General features: G+C 67.2%; 20 protein-coding genes. 9 read left to right on the top strand and 11 right to left on the bottom strand.

Annotated elements, in window-relative coordinates:
* The 8 genes from QLQ83_RS04095 to pqqA form a co-directional block, all read right to left on the bottom strand.
* Window positions 1-1,100 (bottom strand): S-(hydroxymethyl)glutathione dehydrogenase/class III alcohol dehydrogenase (locus QLQ83_RS04095; RefSeq protein ID WP_282734271.1); only part of this gene is annotated, 1,100 nt, incomplete at its 3' end.
* 105 nt (window positions 1,101-1,205) lie between these two features.
* Window positions 1,206-3,776, bottom strand: coding sequence for an insulinase family protein (locus QLQ83_RS04090; protein ID WP_282734288.1), 2,571 nt, complete (start codon window positions 3,774-3,776; stop codon window positions 1,206-1,208).
* Window positions 3,763-5,607, bottom strand: coding sequence for a S9 family peptidase (locus QLQ83_RS04085; protein ID WP_282734287.1), 1,845 nt, complete (start codon window positions 5,605-5,607; stop codon window positions 3,763-3,765). The genes QLQ83_RS04090 and QLQ83_RS04085 overlap by 14 nt, the downstream gene beginning before the upstream one ends.
* On the bottom strand, window positions 5,604-6,755 hold the full coding sequence (pqqE, locus tag QLQ83_RS04080) for a pyrroloquinoline quinone biosynthesis protein PqqE (protein ID WP_282734286.1): 1,152 nt from the start codon (window positions 6,753-6,755) through the stop codon (window positions 5,604-5,606). Before pqqE ends, QLQ83_RS04085 begins: the two co-directional genes overlap by 4 nt.
* Window positions 6,748-7,038 (bottom strand): pyrroloquinoline quinone biosynthesis peptide chaperone PqqD, encoded by a 291-nt coding sequence (pqqD, locus tag QLQ83_RS04075; RefSeq protein WP_282734285.1) that lies wholly within the window; start codon window positions 7,036-7,038, stop codon window positions 6,748-6,750. The genes pqqE and pqqD overlap by 8 nt, the downstream gene beginning before the upstream one ends.
* Window positions 7,035-7,814, bottom strand: a complete 780-nt coding sequence (gene pqqC, locus QLQ83_RS04070) for a pyrroloquinoline-quinone synthase PqqC (protein ID WP_282734284.1) — start codon at window positions 7,812-7,814, stop codon at window positions 7,035-7,037. Before pqqC ends, pqqD begins: the two co-directional genes overlap by 4 nt.
* 106 nt (window positions 7,815-7,920) lie before the next feature.
* Window positions 7,921-8,850 carry a pyrroloquinoline quinone biosynthesis protein PqqB gene (gene pqqB, locus QLQ83_RS04065; protein ID WP_282734283.1) on the bottom strand — a complete coding sequence of 310 codons (930 nt, stop codon included), beginning with the start codon at window positions 8,848-8,850 and terminating at the stop codon, window positions 7,921-7,923.
* Window positions 8,851-8,936: 86 nt separating this feature from the next.
* Window positions 8,937-9,008, bottom strand: a complete 72-nt coding sequence (pqqA, locus tag QLQ83_RS04060; protein WP_081786101.1) for a pyrroloquinoline quinone precursor peptide PqqA — start codon at window positions 9,006-9,008, stop codon at window positions 8,937-8,939.
* A gap of 409 nt (window positions 9,009-9,417) precedes the next feature.
* Between pqqA and QLQ83_RS04055 the strand changes: the two genes are divergently transcribed.
* The 8 genes from QLQ83_RS04055 to QLQ83_RS04020 all read left to right on the top strand — a co-directional run bounded on the left by QLQ83_RS04055 (window position 9,418) and on the right by QLQ83_RS04020 (window position 17,362).
* Window positions 9,418-11,190, top strand: coding sequence for a methanol/ethanol family PQQ-dependent dehydrogenase (locus tag QLQ83_RS04055; protein WP_282734282.1), 1,773 nt, complete (start codon window positions 9,418-9,420; stop codon window positions 11,188-11,190).
* A gap of 148 nt (window positions 11,191-11,338) precedes the next feature.
* A complete protein-coding gene (locus QLQ83_RS04050; protein ID WP_282734281.1) occupies window positions 11,339-11,884 on the top strand; it encodes a c-type cytochrome in 546 nt (181 codons plus the stop codon).
* A 101-nt stretch (window positions 11,885-11,985) separates the two neighbouring features.
* A complete protein-coding gene (locus QLQ83_RS04045; RefSeq protein WP_282734280.1) occupies window positions 11,986-12,813 on the top strand; it encodes a quinoprotein dehydrogenase-associated putative ABC transporter substrate-binding protein in 828 nt (275 codons plus the stop codon).
* Window positions 12,803-13,450, top strand: a complete 648-nt coding sequence (locus tag QLQ83_RS04040; RefSeq protein ID WP_282734279.1) for a hypothetical protein — start codon at window positions 12,803-12,805, stop codon at window positions 13,448-13,450. The genes QLQ83_RS04045 and QLQ83_RS04040 overlap by 11 nt, the downstream gene beginning before the upstream one ends.
* 114 nt (window positions 13,451-13,564) lie before the next feature.
* Window positions 13,565-14,755 (top strand): ABC transporter substrate-binding protein, encoded by a 1,191-nt coding sequence (locus QLQ83_RS04035; protein ID WP_282734278.1) that lies wholly within the window; start codon window positions 13,565-13,567, stop codon window positions 14,753-14,755.
* Complete coding sequence (locus QLQ83_RS04030) at window positions 14,743-15,762, top strand: PQQ-dependent catabolism-associated beta-propeller protein (RefSeq protein WP_282734277.1); 1,020 nt, start codon at window positions 14,743-14,745, stop codon at window positions 15,760-15,762. The genes QLQ83_RS04035 and QLQ83_RS04030 overlap by 13 nt, the downstream gene beginning before the upstream one ends.
* Before the next feature lie 8 nt (window positions 15,763-15,770).
* Window positions 15,771-16,562, top strand: a complete 792-nt coding sequence (locus tag QLQ83_RS04025) for an ATP-binding cassette domain-containing protein (protein ID WP_282734276.1) — start codon at window positions 15,771-15,773, stop codon at window positions 16,560-16,562.
* Window positions 16,553-17,362, top strand: a complete 810-nt coding sequence (locus QLQ83_RS04020; RefSeq protein ID WP_282734275.1) for an ABC transporter permease — start codon at window positions 16,553-16,555, stop codon at window positions 17,360-17,362. The genes QLQ83_RS04025 and QLQ83_RS04020 overlap by 10 nt, the downstream gene beginning before the upstream one ends.
* A 61-nt stretch (window positions 17,363-17,423) precedes the next feature.
* Here QLQ83_RS04020 and QLQ83_RS04015 read toward each other — a convergent pair whose 3' ends face one another.
* From QLQ83_RS04015 to QLQ83_RS04005, 3 genes are all read right to left on the bottom strand, one after another.
* Window positions 17,424-17,771 (bottom strand): c-type cytochrome, encoded by a 348-nt coding sequence (locus tag QLQ83_RS04015; RefSeq protein WP_282734274.1) that lies wholly within the window; start codon window positions 17,769-17,771, stop codon window positions 17,424-17,426.
* Window positions 17,772-17,834: 63 nt separating this feature from the next.
* Window positions 17,835-18,200 (bottom strand): hypothetical protein, encoded by a 366-nt coding sequence (locus QLQ83_RS04010; RefSeq protein ID WP_282734273.1) that lies wholly within the window; start codon window positions 18,198-18,200, stop codon window positions 17,835-17,837.
* A 111-nt stretch (window positions 18,201-18,311) separates the two neighbouring features.
* On the bottom strand, window positions 18,312-19,202 hold the full coding sequence (locus tag QLQ83_RS04005) for a LysR family transcriptional regulator (RefSeq protein ID WP_282734272.1): 891 nt from the start codon (window positions 19,200-19,202) through the stop codon (window positions 18,312-18,314).
* A gap of 125 nt (window positions 19,203-19,327) precedes the next feature.
* Here QLQ83_RS04005 and QLQ83_RS04000 point away from each other — a divergent pair.
* Window positions 19,328-20,427: S-(hydroxymethyl)glutathione dehydrogenase/class III alcohol dehydrogenase (locus QLQ83_RS04000; RefSeq protein ID WP_282734271.1), on the top strand; the 1,100-nt coding region annotated here is incomplete at its 3' end.

Below are 20,427 nucleotides of genomic sequence, written 5' to 3'. Positions count from 1 at the left end.
AGGACGGTGCGGATGCTCTCGCCGCGGTGCAGCAGCTCGAAGGCTTCGTTGATCTTCTCGAAGGGCAGGTCGTGGGTGATGAAGTCGTCGATGTTGATCTCGCCGTTCATGTAGCGCTCCACGTAGCCCGGCAGCTCGGTCCGCCCCTTCACGCCACCGAAGGCGGAGCCCTTCCAGACCCGCCCGGTAACCAGCTGGAACGGCCGCGTGCTGATCTCCTCGCCGGCGCCGGCCACGCCGATGATCACCGACTCGCCCCAGCCCTTGTGGCAGCACTCCAGCGCCGAGCGCATGACGTTGACGTTGCCGATGCACTCGAAGGAGTAGTCGACGCCGCCATCGGTCAGGTCGACGATCACCTGCTGGATGGGGTCGCTGTACTCCTTGGGATTGACGAAGTCGGTGGCGCCGAACTGCTCGGCCAGTTTGAACTTCTCCGGGTTGACGTCGATGGCGATGATCCGCGCGGCCTTGGCCATCACCGCGCCCTGGATCACCGCCAGGCCGATGGCGCCCAGGCCGAAGACGGCGACGGTACTGCCCGGCTCCACCTTGGCGGTGTTCATCACCGCGCCGATGCCGGTGGTCACGCCGCAGCCCAGCAGGCAGATCTTGTCCATCGGCGCCGCCTTGGAGACCACGGCCAGCGAGACCTCGGGCAGCACCGTGTACTCGCTGAAGGTGGAGGTGCCCATGTAGTGGTGCAGCATCTGGCCGTCCAGCGAGAAGCGCGAGGTGCCATCCGGCATCACGCCCTTGCCCTGGGTGGCGCGCACCGCGCTGCACAGGTTGGTCTTGCCCGAGAGGCAGAACTTGCACTGGCCGCACTCGGCGGTATAGAGCGGGATGACGTGATCGCCGGGCTTGACGCTGGTGACGCCCTCGCCCACCTCCTGGACGACGCCGGCCCCCTCGTGGCCCAGCACCGCCGGGAAGTTGCCCTCCGGGTCGGCACCGGAGAGGGTAAAGGCATCGGTGTGGCAAACGCTGGTGGCGGCGATCTTCACCAGCACCTCGCCGGCCTTGGGGCCCTCGACGTCGATCTCGACCAGCTCCAGGGGCTTGCCGGCTTCCATGGCGACGGCGGCACGTGACTTCATGGTGACTCTCCCCTCATTGCCGATATGCGGTCGCGCGTTAACGATAATTATTCTGCTGTCAGTCTAGGTGAGCTTAGGCGAGTCGATTGTTCGGCAGCAGCATAACTACGTTGCCGGTGGGCAACGCTGAGAGGAAGGGGGACATGGCGAGACGGGCGCGTGGGCCCACCAGCGCATCGGCAGGGTGCCGCGTGCCAGGGCCGACGCCAGGCCTTCGAGGTCGGCCGCGGTGAGCGACTCGAGGGCAGCGCGCTCTTGCTGCCAGGGGGCCAGGTGCCAGTCCGGGGGGGAGACGTTGTCAGACGATGTGCGGCGCAATGCCTGCCAGGCCCGCTCGATGGCCTCGTCATGGGTCTCCGGCGGTCCCTGCCGGGCAAGCAGGCCACGACGCAGCCGCTCCAGTTGTGGCGCATCCGGCCGGGCGAGCCTCACGGCCTCGGCGTCGAGAAACGCGAGGATGGCCTGACGCAGGGTCTCGACCGAGGCCTTGGGCGACTGCACGACATAGCCCAGTCTCGGCCAGCCCGACGATTCCCTGTAGCGTACCGCCGCGACATAGCCGAGGCCGCGCCGCTGGCGCATCTCCCGATGGAAGGCGGCGTCATGGCAGTGCGCCAGCAGCTGCAGCAGCCAGCGCATGCGAGGGCCGTCATCGACCCCTTCGACCTCCAGCAACAATGCACGGTCGTCTCCCTGCGGGGCCAGCCAGGTCATGTCCTGGCCATCGCCTTGCGGGACCTCGGGAGGCGGGGATGCGCGCCATGCGTGAGACAACCGCTCGGCGAAGCCGCGCGCCGTGCCCTGCGCCTCCGGGGCACTCATGTCGCCCCGGGCCCAGCAGAGCAGGGAGGGCATGGCACCGGGAGGGCACGGCGAAGGGCGTGTTGCCAGGCGGTCCAGCATCTGCTGGGCGAGCAGGCCGCGCGATGAGGCGGGACCTGTCGGCGCCGTCACGGCACTCGAGGCCATCCAGTCGTCCAGGGCCTGATCCACCAGCGAGGCGAGACCGGCGGGGCTGCCGCGGGCCATCAGCCAGTCCCCCCTGGCGTCACTGCCCAGGGTGAGCGCCTGGCCGCTGTCGCCAGCCGCCTGGCGCAGGGCCAGGGTCCGGCGCTGCCAGTCACGCAGACGCGCGTCATGCCCCGCTGCAGCGGCGGGCCACCCCAGGCACCAGCCGGTCTCACCCTCGCGGGTCGGCCAGTCCAGGCCATCCCACCACAGCGAGAGACGGGCATCCCGGTAGAGCAGCCCGGCTGTCGGCCGGTCGTCGGCCTCCTGGCCGACCGGCCGGTCAATCAGGTCCCCGCGTGGAGGAAGGGGGGCCGGTACCTCGGGCAGGGCCAAGGCGGGAGAGGGACAGGACAGGTCGAGGGGGCGCCAGGGGGTAGCGGTCTCTTCGGTCTGCCGCCAGGTTCCGGTGGGCCGTTCGGCGCCCTCTCGCCACAGCAGCCGACATTGATCCGGGGCGAGCCAGGCCGACAGGGGGCTGCGGTCCCGGGCCATGGGCGTGGAAGTGCTGGCATCGGGGCGAAGGCTCAGTCGTCGGGCCTGCTCCCGTGGCCAGGCATCGAGGTCGACCGCCCTTGCCGGTGGCGGGATGATGGCGGTACGCCGATATGCCTGCCGAAGGGCGCGCTGACAGGTGGCCACCAGCGGTGCGATATCCGCTGGCGGTTCCACGAGGTCGATTGCCAGGCACAGGGCCGGCCCGGTGCCCTCGGGGGCCGTGGAGACCACCAACTCCTGGACCCCATAGGCCCGCTGCAGGGTGGCGGTCAAGGCGCCGTCGTTCAGCTGGGAGCCAATCGCCTGCAGCGGGAGAGCGCAGGCATCGGCGGTGGTCCCGGGCAGTGGCCACAGCAGCTCCAGGGTGCCGGCAGCGGGCAGGCTCGGTTGACTCCGGGGGGGGTACCAGGCCACGCCGCGCGGCGTGGCCCAGCGCCAGCGATCCGGGGGCGGTGTGTCGGTCGTATCGGCAGCCGTCACCGGGAGCCGGCGGCCATGGCGTTCGAGCAGGCCAAGCTGCTCGTCCGTCGGCTGCGGGCCTAGCATCACCAGGGCCATCCGGCCGGCCCGGTAGTGGCGGGCATGAAAGTCACGCAGGCGGGCAACCAGTTCCCGATGGTCGCCGCCGAGGGTGTCCCGGTTCCCGGCGTGGCAGGCCGCGGCCGGATGGCCGGGGTCGAACAGCCGCCCCAGCGCGGCCAGACGATGCAGCGCCGGGTCGTCCAGGCGGGCCCGGAACTCGGCCTCGAGCACCTCCACCTCGTCGGCGATGGCGCCAGGTTCGAAGCGGGGGAATCCGAGCAGGTCGACCAGTCGCGCCAGGCCGGCCTCGGCGGCATCTGCCGGAAGATGCAGGTGGAGGTCGGTGACCCCTTCCCCGGTATGGGCATTGTAGCGCCCCCCCAGGGTGCCGACCCACCGGGCCAGCGCACTCCTGCCGGGCCAGCGGCCACTGCCCAGGAAGAGCCCGTGTTCCAGCAGGTGAGCCAGGCCTCGGCAGTCGGGCGGGTCATCGAGGTACCCCACGCCTGCCGCGCCGACCAGTCGTGACTGGCGAGCCCGGGGGACCTGTGCCGCCATGATCCACAGGCCATTGGCGAGACGCCGTGACGCCACCCGGCTGTCGGGTGGCAGGCCGGCTGAAGCGAGGTCGGACTCAGCCTTGCCCATCGCCCTGCTCCACGAAGAATTGCAGCTCGGCCGCAATCATTCGGCAGCGATTGTGCGGCTGGCGAATGCCGTGTCCCTCGTCATCGAACAGCATGACGCGGGCCGGGACCCCGCGACGGCGAAGTGCCTCGGCCATGGCCAGCGTCTGTTCCGGCACCACCACGCTATCGCGGTTGCCCTGGAAGAAGATGACGGGCGTGGTGAAGGCATCGAGCCGATGGATCGGGCTGCGGACCCGCTGGGTGTGCGCATCCCCGAGCAGCCAGTCGAGGTAGCCGGACTCGAAACGGTGGGTCCGGGTGGCCAGGTGCGGGGCATCGGTAACGCCATACAGGCTGGCGCCGGCCCGGAAGAGGGGGGAGGTCGCAAGCAGGTTGAGCACGGTGAAGCCACCGGCACTCTGGCCCCGCACGAACAGCCGATCGGGATCGGCCAGGCCACGGGCGACCAGCGACGTCGTCAGGGCGATCACATCCTCGACGTCGCTGCGCCCCCACTCGCCGGCCAGGCGCTCGCGGTAGGCCCGTCCAGCATTGCCGCTGCCGCGGGGGTTGATGTCGGCCACGGCGAAGCCGTGCTGCGTCCAGTAGTGGACCAGCGGATCGAACACCGGATAGGAGGCCGAGGTGGGGCCGCCATGCACGCGAACGATCAGCGGCGGCGGCCGGGTCGAGGCGGCGGTGGAGGCATAGACGAAGGCCGAGACGCGTTGGCCGTCGGCCACGGTGGCCTGCAGCGTCCGTGGCAGGGGGGGATGCTCGGGGGTGGGCAGGGCGAAGAGCGTTTCCTCGGCATGGGTCGTGAGGTTCACACGCGACAGGCGCGCCGCATGCCGTGCCCCCTGGGTAATGGCGTACAGCCAGCCATCGGCATGCGCCAGGCCCACCAGCCGAGCGGCGTCGCGCAGGATAGGGGCGTGTTCACGCCCCTGCCCATCGGTGACCCGTATCCGGGCTGCCCCCTCCTCGAAGGCCATCAGCACGCCTTGGTCGCCGGTGGGCCACAGGTGCTGGCACTCACCGAGTTGCCAGGGAGTGGACGCGTGGTCGGCCTGGCGCTTGCCGAGGCGCCGGACGTCGAGTGCGCCGGCACGGCCGGTCACCCGATACGGCTGCCACCAGCCCCCGTGGTCGCTGAGCACGATGAGCCCATTGGCCGCGGTGAAGCGGGGCTGGGTGATGGCGGCGCCGGCATCCCAGTGGGTCAGGTCATGCAGCCTGCCCCGGGCGTCCAGCCGTGCCTGGCGCAGGCGCGAGCGCTGCCAGGGCATCACCCCGAGATCCCATTCGACCCAGGCGAGCCGGGTGCCGCAAGGGGAGAGCGCCGGTGCACCATAGAAGTCGGCGCCGGCATCCAGCACCTGACGGTGTTCTCCATCCAGTGCGACCAGGCGCTGGCTGGCGTCGCGGCCATGACCGCTTTCCTCCACGGCGAGCAACCGCCGGCGGTGCGGGTCGGGGGTGAGCCCGCCATAACGGTTGCCGTGGCGTGCCCACCAGGGCCGCGCCTCACCGCCGCTCAACGGCTGGCGATGGAGGGTCTGGCTGTCGGCCTCGACGAAGATAGCGTGCTCACCCAGGCAGGCCAGGGAACCGCCGCCATAGCCGTTGAGACGACTGGCGATATCGAGGTGCTCGGGGCTCAAGGGTCGCGGCCGGCCATCCTCGAGCCGGTCATGCCACTGCCATAGCCGACGTCGTCCCGTCTCGGGGTCGGCCGCCAGCCAGAGTACGCCTCGGGCGGCGGCATGCAGGTCCGCCAGGCCATCGGCGGGCAGCACCGCACGGCGCAGCAGGTCATCATGCGGCTCGCCGGCCGGAGGAAGCGTCATGTACGGCAGAACACCCTCGATTCATGGACGTTGCGCGGCGTCAGCTCCCGGGCCGAGCGGGTGTCGCCCTCCGCTTCGCGGCGGGCGGCCTCGACCAGGTGGTGGTCCGGCGAGAGGTCGCACACCGGGTCGGTGGCGGCGGGATCGCCGGTGAGCAGGTAGGCCTGACAGCGACAGCCGCCCACATCCCGGTGGCGCTCGTCACAGCTGCGGCAGGGCTCCGACATCCAGGCGTCGCCGCGATAGCGGTTGAAGGCCTCGCTCTCGTACCAGATCTCGCGCAGCGGGCGCTCGCGCACCGTGGGGAAGCGCATCGGCAGCATGCGCGCACTGTGGCAGGGCAGCACGGCGCCGTCCGGCGCCACGGTCATGAAGATCGCCCCCCAGCCGCCCATGCAGGCCTTGGGGCGGTCGGCGTAGTAGTCGGGCACCACGAACAGCAGCCGCATGTCGCGTCCACGCTCGGCCAGGCGCTCCCGCCAGCGTGCCGTGGTGGCCTCGGCGGCCTCGAGCTGGGCCGCACTGGGCAGCAGCCCGGCGCGATTGAGGTGAGCCCAGCCGTAGAGCTGGCAGTTGGCGAGTTCCACGGCATCGGCGCCGAGCTCGTCGCACAGGGCGATGATCTGGTCGAGTCGGTCGATGTTGTGGCGGTGCAGTACCACGTTGAGCACCATGGGATAGCCGGCGGCCTTGACGGCCCGCGCCATGGCCAGCTTCTTCCCGTGGGCCTTGCGCGAGCCGGCCACCGCCGCGGCGACATCGGGGTCGGAGGCCTGCAGGCTGATCTGGATATGGTCGAGCCCCGCCTCGCGCAGCGCCGCGATGCGCGACTCGTCGAGTCCCAGGCCGGAGGTGATCAGGTTGCTGTAGAACCCCAGTCGACGGGCCTCGGCCACCAGGGTCTCGAGGTCCCGGCGAACCAGTGGCTCGCCACCCGAGAAGCCCAGTTGCACGGCCCCCATGGCCCGGGCCTGGGTCAGGGTGTCGATCCACTCCGCGGTATCGAGTTCCTCCTCGACCGCGGCGAAGTCCAGCGGATTGGAGCAGTAGGAGCACTGCAGTGGGCAGCGATAGGTCAGCTCGGCCAGCAGCCACAGCGGGGCGCCGGTCTGGCCGTCGGGAGTTATGGTGTCGGTGCGGTCAGTCATGATGGATCCACCCTTGTTGCGCGGCGTCGACCATGAAGTCGTGGACGTCCTCGGCGATGGCCGCGGCGGGGGCCTCGGGGTAGCGCGCCTGCAGGGTGGCGATCACCGCGTCCACGTCCCGTTGCCCATCGAGCTGGGCGAGGATGGCGCCGGCGGTGTCGTTGAGCTGCACCATGCCCTCGGGATAGAGCAGCACGTGACGCTGCTGGGTCTCTTCCCACTGCAGGCGCCAGCCGGGGCGCAGGCGGCAGACGCTGCGACCGTCGATGGGTAGGTCGTTCATGACAGCCCCCGGTGGTAGACGCGTTGGTCGGTGACGCTATGGTAGGGCGCCCGGTCGAGCTGGTAGGCCAGGGTCATGGCGTCGAGCATCGACCAGAGCACGTCGAGCTTGAACTGCAGGATCTCCAGGGCACGTTGCTGGGCGGCGGCGGTGGTGCAGACCGCCAGCGCCACCTCCAGGCCGTGTTCGACATCGCGCCGCGCCTCCTTGAGGCGCTTGCGGAAGTAGCCATAGCCGGCCGCGTCGATCCAGGGGTAGTGGGTCGGCCAGGTATCCAGGCGGCTCTTGTGGGCCGCCGGGGCGAACAACTCGGTGAGCGAGGAGATCGCCGCCTCCCGCCAGTCGGCACGGCGCACGAAGTTGACGTAGGCGTCCACGGCGAAGCGCACGCCGGGCAGCACATGCTCCTGGGACCAGAGCTCGTCGCGGCTCAGCCCCACCGCCTCGCCCAGGGTCAGCCAGGCCTCGATGCCGCCGCCATCCCGGCCATGTCCGTCATGGTCCAGAAGCCGCTGGATCCAGCGCCGTCGCGTGGCGGCGTCGGGACAGTTGGCGAGCAGGGCAGCATCCTTCTGGGGAATGTTGATCTGGTAATAGAAGCGATTGGCGACCCAGCCACGCAGCTGATCGGGGGTGGCACGCCCCTCGGCCATGTCCACTTGATAGGGATGGTGGATGTGGTAGTAGGCCCCCTTGGCCATCAGGGCCTCCCGGAAGGCCTCGGGGCTCATGGCCTCTCCCGACGAACTCGCCAGCGGCGAGGCGATGCGTGTCATGTGTGGCTCCTCTGTCGTCGTGGCCGGATGCATCTCGACAGCGTCAGGAATGGCAGGAAGCAGAACTCCGGTCCCTGACGTTGAGACGCGGCTGGTTCATCCGGGTTCACACTTCCAGCCGCAAGCCGTCGAAGGCGACCTCGACTCCCTGACGGGTCAGGGTGGCACGTTCCTGCGAACCCTCGTCGAGGATCGGGTTGGTGTTGTTGATATGGATCAACACCCGACGGGTGGTGGCCGGCAGGGCCGCGAGCTCGGCCAGCAGGCCCCGCTCGCCGGACAGTGCCAGGTGGCCCATGTCGCGGCCGGTGGCCTGGCCGACACCGGCACGCAGCAGTTCGTCGTCACGCCACAGGGTGCCGTCGACCAGCACGCAGTCGGCTCGGCGCAGGAAGCCGCGTACCCGGTCGTCGAGCTCGCCGAGTCCGGGGGCATAGAAGAGGGTAGTGCCTCGGCGGCGATCCTCGACCAGCAGTCCGATATTGTCGCCCGGGGTCGGGGCGCCACGACGCGGGGAGTAGGGCGGTGCATTGCTGGTCAGCGAGATGGCGGTAAAGGTCAGGCCGGGGCACGCTGGCACCTCGAAGGTGGCCTCCAGGTGCTCACCGTCGACCGCGATGGGATGCCAGGCCAGGCCGCCCTGCCAGTGCTCGAGCATGGTGAACAGCGGAAAGCCACTGCTCAGGTCCTGGTGCACATTGGGGGTGCACCAGACGTCCAGGGGGCAACCCTCACGCAGCGACAGCAACCCGGTGGCATGATCGATCTGGCCGTCCACCAGCAAGACCCCCGCGATGCCGCTGTCCCTCGGCACTCGCCTGGGATGCAACTCGGGGTTGCTGGCCAGTTGGCTGCGGATGTCCGGCGAGGCATTGCACAGTAGCCATTGCTCGCCGTCGCTGCTGATGGCGATCGATGACTGGGTGCGCGGCGTTGCCTCGATGCTGCCCTGTCGAACGCCGTGGCACAGCGTGCAGTTGCAGTTCCATTGTGGAAAGCCGCCTCCCGCCGCCGCACCGAGCACCAGTACCTGCATGGATATCTTCCTGTCCCAAAACGAAAGGGCTGACGTCCCTAGCTAGGGACGTCAGCCCAAGGTGTGACGCCACGTCGAGCGTGGCTTCAGCGATTGGAAATATACAGCGTCACTTCGAAGCCTAGCCGCAGATCGGTATAGGCGGGTTTGGTCCACATGAGACACCTCCATGAGATGGGTGGATGTTGCTGGGCGTTCATCCCTCAGTAAAGCACAGGACAATGACGCCACCTTGCTACGAAAGTCGCATGTCTGGCGTCCGGCCGCGAGCTGCCGGCGACCGGCGCCGTGCGAGGCGCGTCCTGGTGGGGCTTACCCGGGCAGATGGCATGATTGTTGCCACAGAGAAACACTCTTTTGACCGCATGCGGGTACTGAATTCGTCATGGCCAGGGCTAGTGGCATCCACAGATGTGCTAGACCTTCATGTGTCACTGCCTGAAACAGGACCATAACCACAACGAGATGTGCCGCCACCCAGGGCACACCTTTCAGTGCAACGGAGACAACGCCATGCTTCGCTACCCAGGTCTCGTGATGACGGCTGCCGGGTTATTGGCCGCATCCTTGGCGCATGCCAACCAGAACCAACTCGACCTCCAGCAGAACCCCGACTTCTGGGCCACTCAGCTGGGCAACTATCAGGGCAATCGCTTCAGCCAACTGGATCAGATCAATCGCGACAACGTCCAGGACCTTCGTGCGCAGTGGCAGTTCTCCACCGGCGTGCTGCGCGGACATGAGGGCGGGCCACTGTATGTCGGCGATGGACGCCTCTACATTCATACGCCCTTCCCCAACAAGGTCTTCGCCCTGGACCTCGAGGACGAGGGGCGCATCGTCTGGAGCTACGAGCCGGACCAGGACTCCCGGGTCATCCCGGTGTATTGCTGTGACACGGTCAACCGCGGGCTGGCCTATGCCGACGGGAGGCTGTTCCTCAACCAGGGCGACAATACGGTCATCGCCCTGGATGCCGAGTCGGGGGAACTGCTGTGGGAGGCCGAGAACGGCGACCACACCCAGGGCGAGACCATGACCATGTCACCGCTGGTGGTGCACGACAAGGTGATCGTGGGCAACAGCGGCGGCGAGTTCGGCGTCCGCGGTCACCTGACTGCCTACAACGTCGAAACCGGCGAGATGGAGTGGCGGGGCTACTCCAATGGCCCCGATGACGAGGTGCTGCTCGACCCCGAGACCACCACCATGCTGGGCGAGCCGGTCGGCGAGGCCGATCTGGGCGTCTCCACCTGGCCTGAAGGTGAATGGGAACGCGGTGGCGGTGCCCCCTGGGGCTGGGTTACCTATGACCCGGAGCTCGACCTGATCTATTACGGGACCGGCAACCCCGGCACCTGGAACCCGGAGCAGCGCACCGTCGATGGTGAGCCCGCCGACAACAAGTGGGCGATTACCATCTTCGCCCGCGACCCCAACACCGGGGAAGCCAAGTGGGTCTACCAGAAGGTGCCCTTCGACGAGTGGGACTATGACGGCGTCAACGAGAACCAGCTGATCGACGTCGAGTTCGAGGGCGAGCAGCGCAAGGGGCTGGCGGTCATCGACCGTACCGGCTTCGGTTTCCTGATGGACCGCGAAAGCGGCGAACTCCTGGTCGCCGAGAAGTTCGCCCCCGAAACCAACTGGGCGGACAGCTATGACCTGGAGACCGGCCGGCCCAACGTCAATGAGGAGTACAGCACCTTCCGGCAGGGGGTCGACGTCAACACCACCGACATCTGTCCCACCGCCATGGGCGCCAAGAACATGCAGCCGAGTGCCTACTCCCCCGAGACCGGGCTGCTCTATGCCGGCATCAATCGCATCTGCATGAACTACGAGCCCTTCGAGACCGAATATGTCGCCGGCCAACCCTATGTAGGGGCGACCCTGACCATGATGCCCGCACCGACCCAGGAGGGTGACATGGAAGGTCGCATGGGTAGCTTCATCGCCTGGGATCCGGTTGCCGGTGAGACCGTCTGGGAGATCGACGAGCGTTTCGCCGTCTGGAGCGGTGCCCTGGCCACGGCCGGTGACCTGGCCTTCTACGGCACCCTGGAGGGGTATGTCAAGGCGGTGGACATCGAAACCGGCGAGGAGCTGTGGCGCTTCAAGACGCCGTCCGGGATCATCGGCAACGTCAACACCTTCCAGCATGAAGGCAAGCAGTACATCGGCGTCCTGTCTGGGGTCGGCGGCTGGGCCGGTATCGGCCTCGCGGCGGGTCTCGAGGATCCCGAAGAGGGGCTGGGGGCTGTGAGTGCCTTCTCCGCTCTCAAGGACTATACCGAGTTGGGCGGGATCCTGACCGTATTTGCCCTACCGGATGCCTGATCGTTCGCTCGGGTCCCGTCGATGGCACGAGGNGTCTCGTGCCATCGACGTTCCGGTTACCGAATCCCCCACCACAAGGTGGCCCACGCCGGTGGAGCCTGCCCCAGGTTCACTGCTGCACTACCGGCGCATCGCACAAGGAGATCGCATGATCTTGATCAGGACCCCGCGACAGTTCGGTGTCGAGGCCCTCGGCACTCTGGGCATCATGTTGCTCGCGGCCGGGGGGCTCTCCGCCCATGCCGCCGGCAACGGTGAGGAGACGGCCTCGGCGAAGCCGGAGGCCGGCCCCGGGAACTATACCGTCATCGACGGCAAGGTCGATCAGGGCACCTACGATGGCTACATTGCCTACACCCGTTCCTGCATGGCCTGCCATGGTCCTGACGGCTTGGGGTCCTCCTTTGCCCCGAGCCTGATCCAGGCCGCGGAGCGGCGCAACTTCGGGGAATTTTCCAACACCATCGTCAGTGGTCTGGAACTCCAGCCCGGCAGGGTCATGCCTTCCTTCGCCGACGACGAGTACGTGCTGAGCAATATCGAGAACATCTACAGTTACATGAAGGCACGCGGTGCCGGGGACCTGGACCGGGGGCGTCCCAGGGTGATCGAGGAGGAAGCAGACGAGGAGGAACAAGACGAGGAGGAACAAGACGAGGAGGAAACGCAGACGAGCAACGAAGAGCAGGATTGAGGTGGCCAGTGCCCCTGGCTTTTTGGACGAGACAACGGCGGTCACGAAGCAAGACCGAGGGGGAGCGAATGCGTGTCGACACCTGGTGGGGGAGACGGGGCATGGCGGGCCTGCTGGCTGGCCTGGCCATGTTCGCCAGTGACGTACGGGCCGACCTGCCTGAACAGACGCAACGTGACCAGCTGCGTGTCTGTGCCGACGGCAACAACCTGCCCTTCACCAACGAGGCGGGCGAAGGGTTCGAGAACCGCATCGCCGAGCTCCTGGCCGATGACCTGGACCTTCCCCTGGAGTACGTCTGGGCACCCCAGGTAATGGGTTTCGTGCGCAACACCCTGGAGCTGCGCCTCTGTGACGTGATGATCGGTGTCGCTGCCGGCTATGGCTTCGTGCAAAACACCAACGACTACTATCGTTCCATCTATTCTCTGGTGGTGCCCGCGGACTCCGATCTGGCCGTGTCCTCGCTGGATGATGAGGCCCTGAAGGGTCGACGTGTCGGCGTCGTCTCCGAGACCCCTCCGCTGGTGCCGTTGCGTCGTGTCGGCGCCCGGGTGGAGGGGTACGCGCTGCAGACCGATACCCGGGCCAGGACGCCGGCCAGGGAAGCCATCGAGGACGTGGCCGCCGGCAGGACCGAGGCCGCGGTGCTCTGGGGGCCGATCGCCGGCTACTACGCGGCACGCCAGACACCGCCGCTTGAGGTCGTCCCGCTGGTCGACGACGACACCGATGCCCGCCTGGATTACCGCATCACCATGGGCGTACGGCAGGGAGAGCCGTACTGGAAGGACACCCTCAACGACTTCATCGAACGGCATCAGGACGAGATCAATGCCATCCTGGTGGACTACGGCGTTCCGCTTCTCGACCGGCACGGCCAGTTGATCGACCCCCTTGCCGCCTCGGGAGGCCAGGATGACGAATGACATGCGGGTCATGGGCCTGGCGCTGGGCCTGACGATGACGATCCTGGGGCTCGGGATCTCCGATGCGAACGCTCAGCGAGCGGCTACCGGGCCGCCGGATTGGCCCTGTGTGCAACGCCTGGTGCCCGAGCTGGCCTGGGGCACCATCTGGACCGGGCCGTCCCCCGAGGCACTGGAGCGGACATGGTGGGAGGACGAGGAGGTCGGCCACGTGGTGCGCTTCGCCACGGCTCGCGAGACCCCGCGTGACGAGGCCCTTGAGCGCGTGCGCGATTTCGTCGCGCAGGTGGCGAGCCAGCCGGAGGCCGAGCGCGAGGAGCGTCTGACGCTGCTGTTTGCCGGCCTCTTCGAGCGCGTCAATCGCGAACGCAGTCGTGTCATCGAACGCATCCGCAGTGCGTCGCGCGGCCAGGTCAAGCGGCTGGACCGGCTCGCGGAACTGGTCGATGAGCTCGAGGCCCGGCGCGCCTCGAGCGAGGCCAATGGTGGCGACATCGAGCAGCTGCGCCAGGAACTGCACTGGGAACAGCGAACCTTCCAGAAGCGCCAGCAGCTCCTCCCGGTTCTGTGCGAGAAACCCTCCCTGCTCGAGGAGGAGCTGAGCCGGATGGTGAGGGCGATTCGTGCCGAGTTGTAGAAGGCAGAAGAAAGAGCCGCAGGATGAACCAGGGATAAGAGGGGAGGCCAGATGCAGACATGCGATGACAGGATAACAGGGCCCTGTGCCAGGCCCCGAGCCGCAGGATGGCTGTTGCTGGGGCTGGCCGTGGTGGGCTTGGGGCTGCCTGGTCCGGCTGGCGCTCAGGAAGGCGACCAGCTGGCGGAGATCCTCACCCTGGGGTATCTGGGGCTGGAGCCTGATGACGAGCTGGAGCCCTTGTCGGTGCTCGACCCGGTCCTCGATGATGAAGGGCGGCAGGGGGCACGCCTGGCGATCAGCGACAACAATGCCTCCGGCCAGTTTCTGGGCCAGAGATTCGAATTGGTCGAAGCGACTGTGTCCCGCGACGGCGAGGTGCTCGAGGGCCTGGACGACCTGGTCGCACAGGGAGCCGACTGGATCGTCAGTGACTTGCCCCGGGAGGCCCTGGAGGAGGTGATGGACGCCTCGGCCCTGGGGGAGCGCGTGGTCTTCAATATCGCCGCCCCCGACAATGCGCTACGCGGGGAGGCCTGTCACCCCAACCTCTTCCATACCACCCCCAGCCGCCGCATGCTGGCCGATGCGCTGGCCCAGTTCCTGGCCTACAAGCAGTGGGATCGCTGGGCCCTGGTCTACGGCAATACCGACGAGGACCGGTTGCTGGCCGAGGCCTTTCGCGAATCGGCCAGGCGGTTCGGCCACGACATCGTCGGCGAGAAGATGTGGCCCCACGACCCCATGGCAAGGCGTGCCGAGGGGGGATTTCATGCCATACAGCGCGAGATCCCGGTCTTCGTGCAGGACTTCGACGAGCATGACGTGCTGGTCATCGCCGACGAGAACGACTATTTCGGCGAATACTTTCCCTACCAGGGCTGGCTGCCCCGGCCGGTGGCCGGTACCCAAGGCTTGATCGCCACCGCCTGGCACCGTGCCCACGAGTCCTGGGGAGGGGTGCAGTTGCAGCGCCGCTTCGAGGATCAGGCCGGGCGCTGGATGACCCCGACCGACTTCGCGGCCTGGCTGGCGGTGCGCTCGCTGGGGGAAGCCGCGGCGAGAACCGGCTCGGTGGCGCGAAGCGAGCTGCTCGACTACATGCTCAGCGAGGAGTTCGAACTGGCCGGTTACCTGGGGCTGCCGGTGAGCTATCGCACCTGGAACCACCAGCTGCGCCAGCCCATCCTGGTGACCGGACCGCGCATGGTGGCCTCCGTCTCGCCCCAGGAGGGCTACCTGCATCCGCGCTCCCCGCTGGACTCCCTGGGGGCTGACGAGGGGGAATCGACATGCCGTTTCTGATCGGATCATTCGTAGCCCGGGCGCGACACCTCGGTCGCCCGGTGCTCGGGCCTGCCCTCCTGGGAGCTGTCCTGACCCTGTTGCCGACCCTTGCCCTGGCCGAACGCGTCTTCGTCTCCAACGAGAAGGACAATACCGTGTCGGTGATCGACGGCGAGACCCTGGAAGTGATCGAGACCATCAAGGTAGGGCGTCGGCCGCGTGCCATGGCCTTCAGCAGCGACGGCAGCGAACTCTTCGTGGCGGTGGGCGATGACGAGGCCATCGACATGATTGATCTCGAGTCATTGAAGGTGGTGCGAAGCCTCTCCTCCGGCGAGGACCCCGAGGTGATCCGGGTCGACCCCAACCGCCCCTACGTCTATGTCTCCAACGAGGACGACAACATCGTCTCGGTGCTGGATTACGAGCAGCGCAGGCTGGTGACGGAGATCCCCGTGGGGGTCGAGCCCGAGGGGGTGGGGATAAGCCCGGACGGCAAGTGGCTGATCGCGACCACCGAGACCTCCAACATGGCGCATATCGTCGACCTGGAGACGATGGAGGCGGTCCACCATCGGCTGATGGGCGCGCGTCCCCGGCATGCCGAGTTCACGGCCGATGGCGCGGAGGCCTGGGTCTCCGCGGAAGTCGGTGCCACGGTGTCGATCATCGACATGCAGGAGACCTTCGATGTCAGCCACACCATCCGCTTCGATGTGCCGGGCGTGCCCCGCGAGACGGTGCAGGCGGTGGGTGTGGCACTGACCTCGGACGGGCGCTATGGCTTCGTGGCCCTGGGGCCCTCCAATCGTGTCGCGGTAATCGACCAGCAGAGCTATGAGGTGCTCGACTACCTGCTGGTGGGGCAGCGTGTCTGGCACCTGGCCCTCAATGCCGACGAGAGTCACCTCTATACCACCAACGGGGTGAGTGGTGACGTCACCGTGATCGATGTCGACGACCTCGAGGCGATCCGCTCGATACCCGTGGGCCGCTTCCCCTGGGGGGTCGTCGTCGAACCGTGACCCGGGCGATGGCATCGACAGGCGTCCTCGAGCGAGGCGAGCGGGCAGCGCCGCCGGGTGACGAGCCTGCCCTGAGGGTGCGGGACCTCGGGTTCAGCTACAGTGGACAGCCGGTGCTGGAGTCGCTCTCCTTCGACCTCCGGGCGGGGGAGTTCGCGGTGCTGCTTGGCCCCAACGGGGCCGGCAAGACCACACTGTTCTCCCTGATCACCCGGCTCTACGCCTATCGCCAGGGGCGGATATGCATCGGCGGCCATGACCTGAGCCGCCATTCGGTCCAGGCCCATGCCCGGATGGGCGTGGTGTTCCAGCAGCCCACCCTGGATCTGGACCTCACCGTCAGGCAGAACCTGACCTATCATGCCGCCCTGCACGGCATGGCACCGGCCGAGGCGAGGCGGCGTGCCGTGCTGCAGCTTGCGCGTGTGGAGATGCCGGAGAGCCTGCGACAGCGCGTCCGCCATCTGTCCGGGGGCCAGCGTCGACGCGTCGAGATCGCCCGCGCTCTGCTGCACGAGCCTCAGCTGTTGCTGCTGGATGAACCTACGGTGGGGCTCGACATCGCGTCGCGTCGAGCGCTTGTCGACCATGTGCATCAATTGTGTCGGGACCAGGGCGTGGCCGTGCTGTGGGCCACCCACCTGATCGACGAGGTCCATCCCGGCGACCGCGTGATCGTGTTGCATCGTGGCCGGATTCGCGCCGATGGCAGTGTCACCGAGGTGGTGTCACGAGCCGGCAGTGCCTCGATCGGCGACGCCTTCGACCGATTGACCCATGGGGCAGACCGATGCAGCTGACGAGCTACGGGCACTGTCTTCGCGGGGTGGTCAGCCGTGAGCTGCTGCGCTTCGTGCACCAGCGTTCGCGTTTCGTGGCCGCGCTGGTCAGGCCGCTGGTCTGGCTGTTCGTGTTCGCCGCCGGTTTTCGCATGGCGCTCGGTGTGGCCATGACCGAGCCGTATCAGACCTACGTCCTCTACGAGGTCTATATCGTCCCGGGGCTGGTCGGCATGATCCAGCTCTTCAACGGCATGCAGAGTTCGTTGTCGATGGTCTACGACCGCGAAATGGGCAGCATGCGTGTCCTGCTGGTCAGTCCCTTTCCGCGCTGGTACCTGCTGGTCTGCAAGCTGCTGGCCGGCACCCTGGTGTCGATCGTGCAGGTCTATGTCTTCCTGGCCATCGCCTACCTCTATGGGGTTCAGGCGCCGCTGGCGGGCTATGTGCTGGTGCTGCCGGCGCTGGTGGTGACCGGCTTCTTGGTCGGGGCCCTGGGCATGCTGCTGTCCACCTTCGTGCGCCAGCTGGAGAACTTTGCCGGCATCATGAACTTCGTGATCTTCCCGATGTTCTTCCTCTCATCGGCCCTCTACCCCCTCTGGCGCATCCGCGAGGGCAGCTATCTGGTCTACCAGATCGCTGCCCTCAATCCTTTCACCTATGCCGTGGAAATGATTCGTTTCGCGATGTACGAGCGATTCCATGCGGTGGCCATCTCGATCTCCCTGGTGACGGCGGTCGTGCTGCTCGGGCTGGCGATTCTCGCCTACAATCCGGCGCGGGGCATGATGGCGCGCAAGGGGGAAGGGGGCGAGTGATCGCCGGGAGACCAGGCGTTCTCTGGAACGTCGGCGAGCGCAGCCAGCGTTCGGACAATGCCTAAGGCGCTCCGACATGCCGTAGATAGTCGATCAGCGGCTGCCGGGCGTCCTCCGGCAGTCCCCAGAACACCATGCGCGTGCCGGGCAGGAAGGCGTCAGGGTCGGTCAGGAAACGGTCGAGGGCCTCGGGGGTCCACGCCAGCTGCGCATCCTGCAAGGCTCGTGAGTACTCGAAGTCCGCGACCTCACCGGCGTTGCGCCCGACCACGCCGTGCAGGCTGGGCCCTGCAATATGCCTGCCGGGTGTCAGCGAGTGACAGCCCCGGCACTGGTTGCGGAAGACCCGCTCGCCCTGGGCCAGCACGGCATCGTCTGCCGGCAAGGCGGGGGGGGAGACGAGGGTCATCAGCACGAGCCCTAGAGACGGCATCAGCCTGGGGACAGCCGGGACGTGGCGAATCATGCCGCCTCAGAAGCAGCGCAGGTCGGCTTCGGCCTGCACGCTGCGGAAGTGGTTCAGATCCTCCTGCATGCTGCGCTCCGTGCGAAACAGCATGCCCAGCTCGCCGGGCTGATCCTGCATGCTCATCACGGTCCTCGCCGCCTCGTAGTCCTCATGGGGCATGAGTTCGGCGATCACGTCGATGCTGCACGAGCACTTCTGCATCACCAGGTGGTCCTGGCCATTAGCGGCCATGCAGCCGAGTACGTAGTCGACGCGGGTTTCGGTGGGGTAGTCATTGGCCAGGGCCAGGGGGGCCGCGAGAAGCGCCATCGTGAACAGGGCCAGGGTGGCAAGCGGCGCGGCGCCCCTGCGCAAGTTGACGTTATCCATCCAGTACCTCTCAGGGGATGATGACGAAATGCCGGGGTCGGTCTTCCTTCAAGCTATGGCACTTTGCGGCTTTTTGCCAACGCCACCGAGACCATTGGAGCCTTGCCGGTCTCAGCGACGCACGGGGAGCAGTTCATCGATATGTTCGACCAGGTAGTCGATGAACTGGTGCACCTTGGGGGAGCGGTGGCGATGGCGCGGGTAGACGGCCCAGACCGCGGTATCGTCGTGCTGGTAGGCATCGAGTACCGATATCAGTTCGCCGCTGGCCAGGTAGGGATCCACGTAGTAGTCGGGGAGCTGGGCCAGCCCCAGGCCCTTGAGGGCGGCATCCAGCAGGGCCGGTCCCGAGTTTCCCTCCCAGGGCCCCTCGACCCGGACCGCGCGGCGCACCCCATCGACATCGAACCGCCAGTGGTCGCGTGAGCCCACCAGACAACGGTGGCGTGAGAGCTCCGACAGGGTATGGGGCTGGGGCATCCGGGTGAAATAGTCCGGGGAGCCGACCACGTACTCGTGGCGTTCACAGATGCGCCGGGCGATCAGCGTCGAGTCCTTGAGCGTGCCCATGCGGATGGCGATGTCATACCCTTCGTCGATGATGTCCACCTGGCGATTCGTGAAGTGCAGGCGGATCTCGAGCTGTGGGTGCTGGCAGAGGAAATCATTGATCAGCGGTGCGATGAAGCGCTCACCGAAGGTGGTCGCCGAGCTCAGCTTGAGCACACCCCGGGGCCGGGCCTGCAGGTCGTTGATCGCCGCCTCGGCCTCGCGAAAGCCGTCGAACAGGTGATGGCAGTGCTCGTAATAGAGGGCCCCGGCATCGGTGAGGCGAATCTGGCGAGTGGTCCGGTAGAGCAGGGTGGTCCCCAGCTGGTTTTCCAGCTGGCTGACCAGGCGGCTGACATGGGAGTTGGACACCTTGAGGTGTCGGGCGGCGGCCGCGAAGGTTCCCAGGCGGACCACTTCCACGAAGGCTTCGATCCTGTCCCAGCGTTGCATCTTGACCTCTCCTGCGTGGACTGGTGCTCTGTGACAACAATGTCATGTGTTTGATGCAGTTTATCCCAAGGCGTCGAATTGCCTAGACTGTCATCAGGATCAACACACCGACCGAGGAAGATGCCATGAAGTCACGTGCCGCCGTCGCCATGGAAGCCGGCAAGCCCCTGGAGCTGGTCGAGATCGACGTCGAGGGCCCCAAGGCCGGCGAGGTGCTGGTGAAGATCGCCGCCACCAGCGTTTGCCACACCGATGCCTTTACCCTCTCCGGTGCCGACCCGGAGGGCAACTTCCCGGCGGTGCTGGGCCACGAGGGGGCCGGCGTCGTCCAGGAGGTGGGCGAGGGCGTCACCAGCGTCAAGCCCGGCGATCACGTCATCCCGCTCTATACCGCCGAGTGCGGCCAGTGCAAGTTCTGCCTCTCGGGCAAGACCAACCTGTGCAGCGCGGTGCGCGCCACCCAGGGCAAGGGCGTGATGCCGGATGGCACCTCGCGCTTCTCGCTGGACGGCCAGATGCTGCACCACTACATGGGCACCTCCACCTTCAGCGAGTACACGGTGCTGCCCGAGGTCTCGCTGGCCGTGGTCTCCAAGGCGGCGCCGATGGACAAGATCTGCCTGCTGGGCTGCGGCGTGACCACCGGCATCGGCGCGGTGATGAACACCGCCAAGGTGGAGCCGGGCAGTACCGTCGCCGTCTTCGGCCTGGGCGCCATCGGCCTGGCGGTGATCCAGGGCGCGGTGATGGCCAAGGCCGCGCGGATCATCGCCATCGACGTCAACCCGGAGAAGTTCAAACTGGCCGAGCAGTTCGGCGCCACCGACTTCGTCAATCCCAAGGAGTACAGCGACCCCATCCAGCAGGTGATCGTCGACCTGACCGATGGCGGCGTCGACTACTCCTTCGAGTGCATCGGCAACGTCAACGTCATGCGCTCGGCGCTGGAGTGCTGCCACAAGGGCTGGGGCGAGTCGGTGATCATCGGCGTGGCCGGCGCCGGCGAGGAGATCAGCACGCGGCCGTTCCAGCTGGTTACCGGGCGGGTCTGGAAGGGCTCCGCCTTCGGTGGCGTGAAGGGGCGGACCGAGCTGCCGGGCTACGTGGAGCGCTACATGAACGGCGAGATCAACATCGACGACTTCATCACCCACGACCTGCCCTTCGAGAAGATCAACGAAGCCTTCGAGCTGCTGCACCGCGGCGAGAGCATCCGCACCGTCCT

Origin of the sequence: Halomonas rhizosphaerae, assembly GCF_030010555.1 — a bacterium.
In the GTDB taxonomy this organism is placed as follows: Bacteria; Pseudomonadota; Gammaproteobacteria; order Pseudomonadales; family Halomonadaceae; genus Halomonas; species Halomonas rhizosphaerae.
Note: the sequence above shows the minus strand (reverse complement) of the source record. Positions and strands in the feature narration are given on the sequence as shown.

What these genes read in the sequence shown, in the direction of transcription:
- QLQ83_RS04090 (WP_282734288.1), bottom strand. Translation starts at nt 3,776, where the DNA reads ATGGGCAAGGCTGAGTCCGACCTCGCTTCAGCCGGCCTGCCACCCGAC.
- QLQ83_RS04085 (WP_282734287.1), bottom strand. Translation starts at nt 5,607, where the DNA reads ATGACGCTTCCTCCGGCCGGCGAGCCGCATGATGACCTGCTGCGCCGT.
- pqqE (WP_282734286.1), bottom strand. Translation starts at nt 6,755, where the DNA reads ATGACTGACCGCACCGACACCATAACTCCCGACGGCCAGACCGGCGCC.
- pqqD (WP_282734285.1), bottom strand. Translation starts at nt 7,038, where the DNA reads ATGAACGACCTACCCATCGACGGTCGCAGCGTCTGCCGCCTGCGCCCC.
- pqqC (WP_282734284.1), bottom strand. Translation starts at nt 7,814, where the DNA reads ATGACACGCATCGCCTCGCCGCTGGCGAGTTCGTCGGGAGAGGCCATG.
- pqqB (WP_282734283.1), bottom strand. Translation starts at nt 8,850, where the DNA reads ATGCAGGTACTGGTGCTCGGTGCGGCGGCGGGAGGCGGCTTTCCACAA.
- QLQ83_RS04050 (WP_282734281.1), top strand. Translation starts at nt 11,339, where the DNA reads ATGATCTTGATCAGGACCCCGCGACAGTTCGGTGTCGAGGCCCTCGGC.
- QLQ83_RS04045 (WP_282734280.1), top strand. Translation starts at nt 11,986, where the DNA reads ATGGCGGGCCTGCTGGCTGGCCTGGCCATGTTCGCCAGTGACGTACGG.
- QLQ83_RS04040 (WP_282734279.1), top strand. Translation starts at nt 12,803, where the DNA reads ATGACGAATGACATGCGGGTCATGGGCCTGGCGCTGGGCCTGACGATG.
- QLQ83_RS04030 (WP_282734277.1), top strand. Translation starts at nt 14,743, where the DNA reads ATGCCGTTTCTGATCGGATCATTCGTAGCCCGGGCGCGACACCTCGGT.
- QLQ83_RS04025 (WP_282734276.1), top strand. Translation starts at nt 15,771, where the DNA reads ATGGCATCGACAGGCGTCCTCGAGCGAGGCGAGCGGGCAGCGCCGCCG.
- QLQ83_RS04020 (WP_282734275.1), top strand. Translation starts at nt 16,553, where the DNA reads ATGCAGCTGACGAGCTACGGGCACTGTCTTCGCGGGGTGGTCAGCCGT.
- QLQ83_RS04015 (WP_282734274.1), bottom strand. Translation starts at nt 17,771, where the DNA reads ATGACCCTCGTCTCCCCCCCCGCCTTGCCGGCAGACGATGCCGTGCTG.
- QLQ83_RS04010 (WP_282734273.1), bottom strand. Translation starts at nt 18,200, where the DNA reads ATGGATAACGTCAACTTGCGCAGGGGCGCCGCGCCGCTTGCCACCCTG.
- QLQ83_RS04005 (WP_282734272.1), bottom strand. Translation starts at nt 19,202, where the DNA reads ATGCAACGCTGGGACAGGATCGAAGCCTTCGTGGAAGTGGTCCGCCTG.